This window comes from Bifidobacterium cebidarum (assembly GCF_009193305.1).
GTDB lineage: Bacteria > Actinomycetota > Actinomycetes > Actinomycetales > Bifidobacteriaceae > Bifidobacterium > Bifidobacterium cebidarum.
This window is the reverse complement of sequence record NZ_WBVS01000011.1, coordinates 50283-61352: the sequence shown is the minus strand read 5'-3', so window position 1 is coordinate 61352 and position 11070 is coordinate 50283. Positions and strand designations below refer to the sequence as shown.

General features: G+C 57.7%; 14 protein-coding genes. 7 read left to right on the top strand and 7 right to left on the bottom strand.

Translation table 11 applies throughout. The features are described 5' to 3' along the window. Both F7D08_RS09020 and F7D08_RS09015 read left to right on the top strand, forming a co-directional pair. Positions 1–325 (top strand): putative PEP-binding protein (locus F7D08_RS09020; RefSeq protein ID WP_319624407.1); only part of this gene is annotated, 325 nt, incomplete at its 5' end. Positions 326–845: 520 nt separating this feature from the next. Next, positions 846–2183 carry an MFS transporter gene (locus F7D08_RS09015; protein WP_152210305.1) on the top strand — a complete coding sequence of 446 codons (1338 nt, stop codon included), beginning with the start codon at positions 846–848 and terminating at the stop codon, positions 2181–2183. A 7-nt stretch (positions 2184–2190) separates the two neighbouring features. Here the strand turns inward: F7D08_RS09015 and F7D08_RS09010 are convergent, their stop codons facing one another. From F7D08_RS09010 to F7D08_RS09000, 3 genes are all read right to left on the bottom strand, one after another. Beyond that, positions 2191–3594, bottom strand: a complete 1404-nt coding sequence (locus F7D08_RS09010) for a DHA2 family efflux MFS transporter permease subunit (RefSeq protein WP_152210304.1) — start codon at positions 3592–3594, stop codon at positions 2191–2193. A 149-nt stretch (positions 3595–3743) separates the two neighbouring features. After that, positions 3744–4463, bottom strand: a complete 720-nt coding sequence (locus tag F7D08_RS09005; protein ID WP_152210303.1) for an SDR family NAD(P)-dependent oxidoreductase — start codon at positions 4461–4463, stop codon at positions 3744–3746. A 57-nt stretch (positions 4464–4520) separates the two neighbouring features. Next, entirely contained in the window at positions 4521–5036 is a 516-nt protein-coding gene (locus F7D08_RS09000) for a flavodoxin family protein (RefSeq protein ID WP_152210302.1), read from the bottom strand. A 147-nt stretch (positions 5037–5183) separates the two neighbouring features. Here F7D08_RS09000 and F7D08_RS08995 point away from each other — a divergent pair, with 147 nt between their 5' ends. Then, on the top strand, positions 5184–5600 hold the full coding sequence (locus F7D08_RS08995; protein WP_226803458.1) for a winged helix-turn-helix transcriptional regulator: 417 nt from the start codon (positions 5184–5186) through the stop codon (positions 5598–5600). Between the two features lie 51 nt (positions 5601–5651). Here F7D08_RS08995 and F7D08_RS08990 read toward each other — a convergent pair whose 3' ends face one another. After that, positions 5652–6092 (bottom strand): GNAT family N-acetyltransferase, encoded by a 441-nt coding sequence (locus F7D08_RS08990; protein WP_152210301.1) that lies wholly within the window; start codon positions 6090–6092, stop codon positions 5652–5654. A gap of 43 nt (positions 6093–6135) precedes the next feature. Between F7D08_RS08990 and F7D08_RS08985 the strand changes: the two genes are divergently transcribed. The 3 genes from F7D08_RS08985 to F7D08_RS08975 all read left to right on the top strand — a co-directional run bounded on the left by F7D08_RS08985 (position 6136) and on the right by F7D08_RS08975 (position 7730). Next, the gene (locus tag F7D08_RS08985) at positions 6136–6303 is read left to right on the top strand and encodes a hypothetical protein (RefSeq protein ID WP_226803457.1); all 168 of its coding nucleotides are present in this window, start codon (positions 6136–6138) and stop codon (positions 6301–6303) included. A gap of 101 nt (positions 6304–6404) precedes the next feature. Further along, complete coding sequence (locus tag F7D08_RS08980; protein ID WP_226803456.1) at positions 6405–7238, top strand: class I SAM-dependent methyltransferase; 834 nt, start codon at positions 6405–6407, stop codon at positions 7236–7238. A 141-nt stretch (positions 7239–7379) separates the two neighbouring features. Then, the gene (locus F7D08_RS08975; protein ID WP_152210300.1) at positions 7380–7730 is read left to right on the top strand and encodes a cupin domain-containing protein; all 351 of its coding nucleotides are present in this window, start codon (positions 7380–7382) and stop codon (positions 7728–7730) included. Positions 7731–7745: 15 nt separating this feature from the next. On the opposite strand, the gene F7D08_RS08970 is transcribed toward F7D08_RS08975, so the two are convergent. The 3 genes from F7D08_RS08970 to F7D08_RS08960 all read right to left on the bottom strand — a co-directional run bounded on the left by F7D08_RS08970 (position 7746) and on the right by F7D08_RS08960 (position 10178). After that, on the bottom strand, positions 7746–8315 hold the full coding sequence (locus F7D08_RS08970) for a sugar O-acetyltransferase (protein WP_152210299.1): 570 nt from the start codon (positions 8313–8315) through the stop codon (positions 7746–7748). A 198-nt stretch (positions 8316–8513) separates the two neighbouring features. Further along, positions 8514–9377, bottom strand: a complete 864-nt coding sequence (locus F7D08_RS08965) for a LysR family transcriptional regulator (protein ID WP_152210298.1) — start codon at positions 9375–9377, stop codon at positions 8514–8516. 117 nt (positions 9378–9494) lie between these two features. Next, positions 9495–10178 (bottom strand): TetR/AcrR family transcriptional regulator, encoded by a 684-nt coding sequence (locus F7D08_RS08960; protein ID WP_193316282.1) that lies wholly within the window; start codon positions 10176–10178, stop codon positions 9495–9497. 189 nt (positions 10179–10367) lie between these two features. Between F7D08_RS08960 and F7D08_RS08955 the strand changes: the two genes are divergently transcribed. After that, positions 10368–11069 (top strand): ABC transporter ATP-binding protein, encoded by a 702-nt coding sequence (locus tag F7D08_RS08955; protein WP_152210296.1) that lies wholly within the window; start codon positions 10368–10370, stop codon positions 11067–11069. Position 11070 lies beyond the last annotated feature (1 nt).

The window sequence follows — 11070 nt, the reverse complement described above, 5'->3', positions numbered from 1 at the left end:
CGCCTCGGTGATCATGGCCGACGAACTGGCCGCCGAAGTCGACTTCTTCTCCATCGGCACCAACGACCTGACCCAGTACACGCTGGCCTGCGACCGTCAGAACCCGAACCTCGGCCGCTTCGCCGACACGCACTCGCCCGCCGTGCTGCGCATGATCACAATGGCCACCGACGCCGCCCATCGTCACGGCATCTGGTGCGGCATCTGCGGCGAACTCGGCACGGACCTGAGCCTGACCGACAAGTTCTTGCGTATAGGACTCGATGAACTGTCCGTCTCGCCAACCAGCGTCCTGCCCCTACGCAACGCCATCCGCAACCACTGAGCGATACCAAGACAGTAGGTTCCGCCAAACTAAGATTGACGTATTCCTTATTTTGGCTCCCCTGTCAGGGGAGCTGTCGGTGAAGCCGACTGAGGGGTAGTTCAACAGAGTTAAAGAATAACTCCGACGGCCCGTACATCACGGTGTAATTCCCGTGGTGTACGGGCCGTTATCGTATCTGCGGTGATGTTGCATCATACGCAGTACTGCCCGCGTTATGTTCCATGAATTGGACAGAGTGCGCCGGATGAAGGCCGCATGTCAATATTCATGATTATGGTCAACAACTATGTGTTCTATGCGTTGCATGATGACGATGGCGCGATTCGCGCTGAAGCCCGCGATCTAACGGGTAGGCAGACCCGCTTTGGCTGGGTCTAGGCATGCCTGACTGTGCAGGTATGCCGATCTGTCATATTCAAATCAAGCAGATGCACTTATCGATATCGTGCGATGGCGAACAGGGTGACTGTATACACGCCTGAATATCGCACGCGAACGGAAAGATACGAACACATATATGTCTCAAGTTGCTTCTCAAGCATCAACCGCGCTTGAAACCGGATGGATGCGACGCGCTGCGCTGCTGCTCACTGGTCAAGCCTTCTCGCTGCTCGGCTCCAGCGTGGTGCAATTCGCCATCTGGTGGTGGATCGTGCTGCAGACCCGTACCGGTTCGGCTATGTTGCTGGCCACCTTGTTCGGCGTATTGCCGCAGTCGCTGGTCTCGATTTTCGGCGGCCCGATGGCGGACCGATACAATCGCAAGGTGCTGATCATCCTGCCGGACTTGATCATTGCCGGTGTCACTGTGCTGCTGTCCATCAGTTTTGCGTTGGACTGGGCAAGCCTGTCGCTGATTTTCGTCGTGCTGCTGATCCGCTCGGCAGGCGGTGGCATTCAGCAGCCGGCTGTGCAATCGTTCATTCCGGACGTCGTGCCGGAAAGCAAATTGCTGCGCATCAATGCGGTGTACGGCGTGATTGATTCCGCGAATCGCATCGCCGCTCCGGCGCTTGCCGCGGTGCTTGTCAATCTGGTGCCGTTGTGGGCGATCCTGCTGGTGGATGTGACCACTGCGGTTATCGGCGTGAGCTTCGTTGCGATGATTTGTGTGCCACGCGCGGCTGGGTGGAACAGTACAGTGGAAGCGCAGGGGAGTGCAGCAACTGAAGCCACCAACCCTATCGCAGTCTTGCAGCGCACGTTTGCCGATCTCAAGGTTGGATTGCAGTACGCCATGCGCCATGCGCATATCAAAGGCGTGATTCTGGGCGATGCGCTGACCTGCTTCGTGGCGGTCGCGCCAATGAATTTGACCTTGCTGCTGATGACCCGTGAATTTGACGGCATTGATCTCAACCTTGGATTCATCAACCTCACCACGGCATCCGACAAGCTTGCCGCCAATGAGCTTGGCATGAGCGTCGGCATGCTGCTTGGCGGCGCGGTGATGTCCGCTATCGGGCCGAAATTGCTGCGCAAAAGCGTCGCTCAGATGTATGCGGTCGCATTCGGCATCGCCATAGTAGGCATCACCGTCATTGGCCTTGGTGTTGTTCGCAACCTGCTGGTGTATCTCATCGTCGATGTGTTGAATGGCGTCGCGTCCGCGGTGTGCGTCGGGCCGATGCGCACGGTGATGCAGACCGAATCCGATGAATCAATGGTCGGCCGCGTATTCGGGCTCGATACCATGCTCTCCACGCTGGGCATGCCATTGGGCATGCTCATCTTCGCGCCGCTCGCCGACGTGATTCCGATCGCATGGGTGTTTATAGCCGGCGGTCTATTGACCTTGCCGGTCGCCTGGTATGTGCTGGCTCTATCGCGCAAGGGTGTACCGCAGCGCGGTTGATTGATTCTTATCTGCGGTCGCGCACGAAGAGCGAGAGCGCGAATGCCGCCACCGCCACGATGGTGGCGGCAAGGAACACCGCATCCACGCCATGGGCGAGACCGGCGGCCTCGGAGCCGGCAACGGATGTCGGCTGTGTGTTCATCGTCATGATGGTGAAGTTGATGGCAATGCCGATGGCCGCACATGTCTGACGCAGCGTGTTGTTCATCGCCGTGCCGTGAGGCAGCATCGGGCCGGTCAGTTGGTTGAGCGCCGTGGTGGTGAGCGGCATCAGGCAAAATGCCACGCCGGTCATCATGATGGTGAAGAACACGGCCGGATACCATGCCGGTGTACTGGCGGTCATGCGTGACAAGGCGAACGTGGCCACGGCGATCACGGCGATGGAAGGCGGGGCGATACGCCGGATGCCGATGCGGTCGAACAGACGGCCGGCAATCGGGTTGAACACGCCTTCAGCCACGCCGCCGCCCATCAGCAGCAAACCAGACTGCAAAGCAGTCATGCCCAGCGAATTCTGTATGAACATCGGCAGGATGTTCATCGTGGCGATGAAGGTGACAAACAACAGCACAATCACCAGCATCGACAAGGCGAACATCGGTCGAGCGAATACGCGGAAGTCAAGCATCGGGCGTTCGAGATGCAGCTGACGGTGAATGAACGCGCACGAGGCCACCGCGCCGACAGCGAGTGAGCCGAGCGTATCAGGGGAAGTCCAGCCTGACTGGCCGGCAAGACTGAAACCGAGTAGTAATCCGCCAAAACCAAGTGTGGAGAGTGCAATCGAAAGCACGTCAATCGTTGGATTGGTCTGCGTGGTCACATTCTTCACCGTCGGGATGGCAATGGCCAGCACGATGACGGCGATGGCAATCAGCGGCACAAAGAGGAATCGCCATGGTAGAAAATCGATGATCAGACCGGACAGGGTCGGGCCCAGCGCTGGAGCAAATGCAATGATCAAGCCGAACCATCCCATGGCCGTGCCTCGCTTGTCTGGCGGGAACGTAAGGAACAGCACGGTTTGCAGCAACGGCATTACAATGCCTGCCCCGGTGGCTTGCAGAATGCGGCCCAACAGTAGCACCCAGAATCCGGGTGCTACTGTGCAGACGATGGTGCCGAACAGGAACATGCCGATGGCATAGAAGAACAGCTGCCGTGTGGTGAACCGTTGAATCAAAAACGCAGTAACCGGAATCATGATGCCGTTGGTGAGCATAAAGCCAGTGCCCAACCATTGCACGGTGTTACTGGGCAGATTGAACTCGCGCATCAGATGCGGCAGTGCCGAAGTCATCAACGTCTGGTTCAGAATTGCGGTGAAGCTGCCGACCATCATCACAATGATCGGCACTAATGACTGCGCTTTGGTTGGTGCGTTCGCGGGCGCGACAGAATTCATGGAATACCTCGGTTGGTTGGAGACGAATCCAGCTGATTTCGGTCAACGCCACATGATTGCAGCGCCGTAGCCCCTGCCGGCGATGTCAGCGACCAGTGTAGCGGCCGGGCTGACATGGGTGGTCCGAGGTATGAATGATGTTCTGCCGATCACCACGGCAGCGGCTGGCCGTCGCGGAAGAATCCGCCGGTCGGGCCATCGTCAGGCAAGGTTGCCGCCCAAGTTACGCTTTTCGCGCTGACTTCGACCGGACGGCCGAACATGCCGGAACCAAACGTATCGGTGATATCCGGGCAGACCGCGTTGACAAGGATATGGTCTGCGGCGAGTTCTTTCGCGGTTTTGATGGTCAAGCCGTTGAGTGCGAGTTTGGAGATGCCGTAGCCGGAAGCGGGAATGCCCATTGCGCCATGCAGGAAGCCGTACTGCGGATCGCCGTAAGAGCCGGCGCCGCTGGAGACGTTGACGATGCGGCCATGCTCCGACTTGCGCAGCAGCGGAATGAATTTCTGTGTGACGTTCCATGTGCCGATCACGTTGGTGTCGAGCACCATGCGCATTTCGGCAAGGTTCTGCTGCTCGACCGAATCGCCGGCGCGCATGGATGCGGCATTGTTAATGAGTACGTCGAGCCGGCCGAATCGGCGATTGACTTCGGTCGCTGCCGCCTTGACGCTAGCCTCGTCGGTGGTGTCCATCACCACGTAGCTGGCGGAGATGCCTTGGTCGATGAGCTTCTGGGTGAGCTGCGCGAGCTCTGGGCGGCGTGCTGCGAGGATGACGTGATAGCCGGCTTCGCCAAGCTGACGTGCGGTTTCGTAGCCAAGGCCGCCTTTGCGGCCCGAGCCGGTGATGAGTGCGATCTGCATGATGATGGTTGTCCTTATACGGTGTGATTGATGCGTTTTATGTTGCGGGAGCGTGTCTCAGAATTCGCGGCCGAGCTCGCGGGCCTTCTCGAGATATGGGGTGCCGGCAACCTGTCCCGGCGCGAATACGCCGGCTGCAATCACCGAGCCTTTGATCTTCCAGCCGAGGCTTTCGCCGAAGCACATCTGGTAGTAGCCGAATACGTTCTTGGTGAGCACCTCTTCCGGGCTGGCGCCGGCGACCAGCAGTACGGATTCTTTGCCGGCCAGATCATCGTGCGCGTCGAACGGCAGACGATCCATCATCGCTTTGATCTGTGCGGAGAACTGCATCCAATAGGTTGGTGTGGCGATGACGATGCCGTCGGCGGACTTCATCTGCTCCATGACTTGGGCCATATCGTCGGCTGGCTGGTCGTAACCGGTGAATGGGGCAATGTTCATATCCGCAAGCGTGAGCTTGGTGGCTGTGTTGCCGGCCGCTTCGACACCTTCGATGAAGGCGTCAGCGAGCATATCGGCGTTGCCGCCTTTGGTGGGGCTGCCCTGGATGACGAGGATGTGCTTGCTCATGATGATTCCTGTTCCTTTCGGTGTCGTTGCGGTCGTGCCGCCGTGTTCTTGATAAGGACAGTATGCATCAGTACATATACTTTTCGTCCTTAGAATAAAAAACTGATTTTTGTGATATGGCAGCGATGTTGGTTAGGATGAGGAATTATGAGCGAACGCATAGTAACCGGTGAAACCAATGTAGAAGGCGCAGTCGCGGCATCATCGAAGGCAAAGGCCTCATCGACAGCTGGTCTCACCGCGCCCACCTGCGCAATGGGCTATGCCTTCAAAGCCATCGAAGGCAAGTGGAAGTTGCCGGTCATGTATGTGTTGAGTGAACGCGGTGCCGCACGATACAACGAAATCAAACGCGAACTCGGCATCACCAATATGATGCTTACCAATACGTTGCGCGACCTCGAGGAATACGGCCTCGTCAATCGCACCCAATATAACGAGGTGCCCCCGCGCGTCGAATACTCACTGACGGACAATGGCTACGCCATCATCCCCGCCCTCAAGGAATTCGAAAAGTGGGGGCAGTTCTTGCTTGACGCAAAGGATGGTGGTGCGCAGAGCTAAGTACTGCCTTTGCCGAATTGCTGTTCGGTAATATTGCTGCCGGACCAGCGGCTATTGCGCCCGCCAAATCATGCCGATGTGGGGGATGCCGTCCTCGAGGAATTCATCGGAAACCTGCGTGAAGCCGAGTTGCTCATATAGTTTGCGTGCGTAGGTCTGGGCTTCGATGTGCACGGTGTCGGTGTGCATACGCTCCTGTGCCACCTTGAGGCCTTCGCTCACGATTCTGGTGCCTAAGCCTTGCCTGCGGCGGGTGGCCAATACGCGGCCGATGGATGCTTCGGGGAAGGTGATACCCGGGTCGATGACACGGCAGTACGCGGCGATGCCGTTCTCATCATGCAGGAATACATGCCAGCAGTGACGGTCCGCCTCGTCCACTTCCTGATAGGCACAATGTTGCTCCACAACGAACACCGCCACGCGCACGCGGTAGATCTCGTACAATTCCGCTGCGCTGAGCTCCTCGAACCGTTTCACCGTCAACTGCATGCGGCTAGTGTATAAGCACATATGAATTTCATGCCTGGCATGCATGGCTGGGCATGAGATGGCTGAAATCATGGAAGGCATGAACGAGCCGCACCACGTCGACGGCGCAATCGATGCCATAGCTTTGAAACTCACGGATGAAGAGATCGCCTACCTGGAGAAGCCATACGTGCCGCACAAGCTCGTCGGCGTGATGGCCTTCAACCACTGATTGCTGACGGATGTCGTTTCGCAATTCTATTGCGCATACCACATCACCAGCAGAAAAACCAGTCTGTTGCATCGGTGATTGATTCCGTATGCTTGAGGCCTATGAACGAACGCAACAGTACTATGGCGGCAACGTCCATTGAACAATCGAAGCTACCTCAGGCTGATCGTGGCGCGGAACATATGCAGGGCCATTGGGTGCTGGCCCAGCTTGGTAAGCGCGTGCTCAGACCGGGTGGGGAGAAACTGACCAAGCGCATGCTGGCACACGTGACCATTGCGGGCAATCGTGTGGTGGAATTCGCACCGGGGCTCGGCCGTACTACTCGGCTGATTCTGAACGCTGGGCCTGCTGGTTACATCGGCGTTGACCGCGACGAACAGGTGGTGAAGATCATCGGCCCGTTGGCAGCTTCGGTGGGTGGTACATGCATCAATGCCGACGCTGCACAGACCGGTCTGCCGGACGAATCGGCAGACATGGTGATCGGCGAGGCGATGCTGACCATGCAGTCCGAGCGTGGCAAGCATGCGATCATCAGCGAAGCCCATCGCATCCTGAAGCCAGGTGGATTGTATGCAATCCATGAAATGGGTCTTGCGCCGGATGAATTGGACGACTCCATCAAGGATTCGATTCGTAAGGATTTGGCCCACGCCATCAAGGTCAACGCTCGTCCGCTGACCGCAGCCGAATGGCGAGCCGTACTGGAATCGGAAGGATTCGAAGTGTTGTGGAGCGGCGTGGAACCGATGGCATTGCTCAAAATGCGCCGCAATCTTGCGGACGAGGGTATTGGCGGCGTGCTGCGCATCATGCGCAATGTGTTGACTCACCCGGATCTGCGTGCGCGTGTGTTGGAAATGCGTCGCGTATTCAACAGGTATGGCGATGCGCTCACGGGCATCGCATTCGTTGTGCGACGCAAGGATTGATGCCAGCAATATCGCGGTTGCGAGACTAAGCTACTGTCTAAGTCTCGCAACCGTAGACATAAGCGGTGGCCGGCACTGAAGCCGGGCGCATGTGTTGGCGCCGCCACGTGTGCGATCTGTATATATATAAAGGAGTCTGATATGACTGACGAAACCGCATCCAAGAACACTGAGCCGATGGTCATGGAATTCATCGATGATCTGAATCCGCTGGTCGAGATTCAGCCGGAGGCCACCGTCTCCCGCACGGTGATGCAGGTGGAGGGTGCCAATGTGGTGCTGTTCTCCTTCGACAAAGGGCAGGAGCTCAGCGAACACACCGCCGCCATGCCGGTGCTGGTGCAGTGTCTCGAAGGCCACCTCAAGGTGACCGGCGGCGGCAAGACCGTGGACCTCAAGCCAGGCGGCATCCTGCACTTCCCGACCCGCCTGCCGCACGCGGTCTACGCCGAAGAAGCCTCCAAGATGATGCTCATCATGATGCGTCGTTGATTGGCATCACCGCAGTCATACGTGTCCGATTTCGCGGGCGGGGTTGCCGGCCACAATGGACTTGGCTGGCACATCATGGGTGACTACTGCTCCGGCACCTACGATGGCACCGTCGCCGATGGTCACGTTTTGCAGCACGATGGCTCCTGCTCCAATCCATACATGCTTGCCGATAGTGATGGGCAGGCTCATCGTGGTGGCGCGGTCCATCGGATTCTTGCTGTGATTGATGGTGATGAGCTGCACGTTCGGGCCGATGAACGTGCCGTCGCCGATGGTGATGCCACCGCGGTCCATCAGCGTGCAGCCCCAGTTGATGAACACGCCCCGGCCGATTTCGATGTTATGCCCGAAATCCGTGTAAAACGGCGGATTGAAGCGGAAGGATGGGTCGACTGGGTGGCCGACGATGCGCTCGAATAGCGTGTGCGCTTCGGCTGGTTTGTGGTATCCGGTGTTGAGCTCGGCGCAGAGTCGCTCGGTCTCGCCGATGATGGTGGCTATGGCGCAATAGCCAGGGTCGCATGGATTGACCGGCTTGCCGGTGCGGTCGCGCTCAAGAATATCTGCTGCTGTGGTGGTCATGATGGCTCCTTGGTCGTGTTCTGCCATCATTGAATCGCGTTGATGCGGCACTGTCTAATACTTATGGTTTATGCACGTGCATGCCGCTGGGGCATGCAACGCCAGCACTTGTCTTTTTGCTGCTCTCCCTCAGTCAGCTTCGCTGACAGCTCCCTCACCAGAGGGGAGCCAAAGTCGACGGAAAGCCATCATAGATGTTTACATGGCTTGTAGGAACTTGGCGAACGCAGCGGCCGCGGGGGAGGCAGCTCCTTGCTTTTTCCACACCAGAACCGAGCTGCTTTCCAACGGCGGCGCAAGGCGTATGCCGCGCACGCCCGGATATGTGGTGCCGTGGTCAAGGCACAAATACAGTCCGAGACCGCTGGACGCCATCGCCGCGCCATTGGCCGGCAGATTGCACGTACCGACGATATTGAGATGCGGGGCATAGGGGCCGAACCAGTTCATCACCACACGGCGTACCGGTTCTCGCGAGGGCAGGAGCAGCGCCTCGTTGGCCAGGTCAGCAGGGGAGAGCTGATCGTGGGTTTGCAGCGGGTGGCCGTTCGGTACCATCGCACACCAGTGTTCGGTGATATTGGTGCGGAGGAATTCGTATCGGCTCGTATCCACCGGGTCGGCGAGCAGACCGAAATCCAGTAGGCCTTGCTCAAGCTGATCCTGAATCACGTCCGCGGTGGTACTGACTACATGGAAACGCACGCCTGGGTGCAGTGTGCGGAACGCTGCCATGCGGTCGGCGAGGAATGACATGGCGCGCACTTCGCCGCAGCCGGCCATGATATCGCCGCTTAATTCGTAGCTGGACTGCTTGAGCTCGAATTCCGCCTTGTCTGCCAAGGAGACAATGGTTTGCGCGCGGTCGCGCAACAGTCGGCCTGCTTCAGTCAAAGTAATGGTATGACTGCCGCGTTCGAACAAGGTGACCCCGAGCTCTTCCTCCAGTTGCTTCAATTGCCGGGAAAGCGTCGGCTGGGAGATGCGCAGCAATTGCGCAGCCCATGTGATATTGCCTTCCTCGGCCACCGCCAGAAAATACCTGAGCACGCGCAGTTCCATGATGTATTGTCCCCTGTTCGCAACTGATGTGTTGCAACCATTGTAGAAGGTGGGGTTGTAGGAGCGTAACTGAAGGCTTGAGCGGCGCCTGCGCGCAGTTGCTGCCGGTTTTCCGGTCTATTCAGGCAGTAACTGCGCGTTCTGGCGACGCATATGCGCAGTTACTGCCGTATTTCTTGGTTCTACGGGCAGTAACTGCACGGCCTTGTCGGTACTCGGTTTCAATGAATTGATGAGCTGGGCAATGATATCCGGCAATATGGAATGACTCAGCCATTCGATATTCTCCCGTGTGAACAGTGCAGGTGCTTTGGCGAGAAGACCAAGCATGCCGCTTGAAGCGAATTCCAGTAGTATACGTTGGCCGGGATTCAATGTGTCCGGGTCGCATCCGAGCGTTGCCAACCAGATCTCGACGACGTGGGCTTTCAACTGCGTGGCAAGACCTGTGGAACCGTGAGGGCCGGCGATAAGCGAGAGCCTGTGAATGGCAATGAGACGTTGCGGCATTTGGATGCTTTGCAACGCGTATGCGCGAATGCCTTCCGTGGGTTCATCTTGCCGGATGATATGCGCGATGAACTCGGTGATATCCGGCTGTTCGTAAATCGCCGCGATGGCGTCATCGGCAAGTTCGGGAATATTGCCGTAATGGTAGTAGAACGCACTGCGATTGAGTCCGCTTGCCCGCGTGACATCGCTGATGGTGATTTGGGCGTATGGCTTTTGCTCGAGCAGTTGCCAGAACGCTTCCTGCATTTTCTCCGGTGCGCTGTGCTCGCTCGTCTTCGGTCGTGCCATACTGTCCTCTTTCTGGCTCCTCATCTGCAATCAATAACTCAACATCGTATCGTGTTTTCCGCATGTACTGCGGTTTCGTAGTATAAACCCAACACAATGTGGAATTGCGTGGATTTATTTACCCGACATGGTGATGTATTTCTTGGAGTCGCGACATCATAAAGGCATCGCAAGAGAGGACCGATTGATATGACCTTCCTTGAATTCCACGACGTGGTACGCCAATACGGCAGCGGTGAATCCGCGGTGCTGGCGTTGAATCATGCCAGTTTCGACATTGAACAGGGCGAGCTCGCCGTTATCCTCGGCGCATCCGGCGCAGGCAAATCCACGACGCTGAACATCCTGGGCGGCATGGATTGCGCCACCTCGGGCTCAGTGATCGTCGACGGTAACGACATCACCAAAGCCGATGAAGCGCAACTTACCGACTACCGCCGCTTCGACGTGGGCTTCGTCTTCCAGTTCTACAACCTCGTGCCCAATCTGACGGCGCTGGAAAACGTGGAGCTCGCCTCGCAAATCTGCCCGAACGCATTGGATGCCCGGGAAACCCTGAAGAAAGTCGGGCTCGGCAATCGTCTCGCCAACTTTCCTTCGCAACTCTCCGGCGGCGAACAGCAGCGCGTCTCCATCGCCCGCGCCCTCGCCAAGAATCCGAAACTGCTCTTATGCGACGAGCCGACCGGCGCGCTCGACTACAACACCGGCAAGGAAGTGCTCCAACTCCTGCAGGACTCCTGCCGGCAGCATGGCATCACCGTGGCACTCGTAACGCATAATTCCGCACTCGCCCCGATGGGCGACCGTCTGATTCGCTTCCGCTCAGGCAAGGTCACCGAAATCACGCGCAATTCGAATCCCACACCCATCGCGGATATCGAATGGTAGG

What these genes read in the sequence shown, in the direction of transcription:
- F7D08_RS09005 (WP_152210303.1), bottom strand. Translation starts at nt 4,463, where the DNA reads ATGCAGATCGCACTCATCACCGGCTCGGGCCGCAAAGGCGGCCTTGGC.
- F7D08_RS08975 (WP_152210300.1), top strand. Translation starts at nt 7,380, where the DNA reads ATGACTGACGAAACCGCATCCAAGAACACTGAGCCGATGGTCATGGAA.
- F7D08_RS08995 (WP_226803458.1), top strand. Translation starts at nt 5,184, where the DNA reads ATGAGCGAACGCATAGTAACCGGTGAAACCAATGTAGAAGGCGCAGTC.
- F7D08_RS09010 (WP_152210304.1), bottom strand. Translation starts at nt 3,594, where the DNA reads ATGAATTCTGTCGCGCCCGCGAACGCACCAACCAAAGCGCAGTCATTA.
- F7D08_RS08990 (WP_152210301.1), bottom strand. Translation starts at nt 6,092, where the DNA reads ATGCAGTTGACGGTGAAACGGTTCGAGGAGCTCAGCGCAGCGGAATTG.
- F7D08_RS08980 (WP_226803456.1), top strand. Translation starts at nt 6,405, where the DNA reads ATGAACGAACGCAACAGTACTATGGCGGCAACGTCCATTGAACAATCG.
- F7D08_RS09015 (WP_152210305.1), top strand. Translation starts at nt 846, where the DNA reads ATGTCTCAAGTTGCTTCTCAAGCATCAACCGCGCTTGAAACCGGATGG.
- F7D08_RS08965 (WP_152210298.1), bottom strand. Translation starts at nt 9,377, where the DNA reads ATGGAACTGCGCGTGCTCAGGTATTTTCTGGCGGTGGCCGAGGAAGGC.
- F7D08_RS08970 (WP_152210299.1), bottom strand. Translation starts at nt 8,315, where the DNA reads ATGACCACCACAGCAGCAGATATTCTTGAGCGCGACCGCACCGGCAAG.
- F7D08_RS08960 (WP_193316282.1), bottom strand. Translation starts at nt 10,178, where the DNA reads ATGGCACGACCGAAGACGAGCGAGCACAGCGCACCGGAGAAAATGCAG.
- F7D08_RS08955 (WP_152210296.1), top strand. Translation starts at nt 10,368, where the DNA reads ATGACCTTCCTTGAATTCCACGACGTGGTACGCCAATACGGCAGCGGT.
- F7D08_RS09000 (WP_152210302.1), bottom strand. Translation starts at nt 5,036, where the DNA reads ATGAGCAAGCACATCCTCGTCATCCAGGGCAGCCCCACCAAAGGCGGC.
- F7D08_RS08985 (WP_226803457.1), top strand. Translation starts at nt 6,136, where the DNA reads ATGGCTGGGCATGAGATGGCTGAAATCATGGAAGGCATGAACGAGCCG.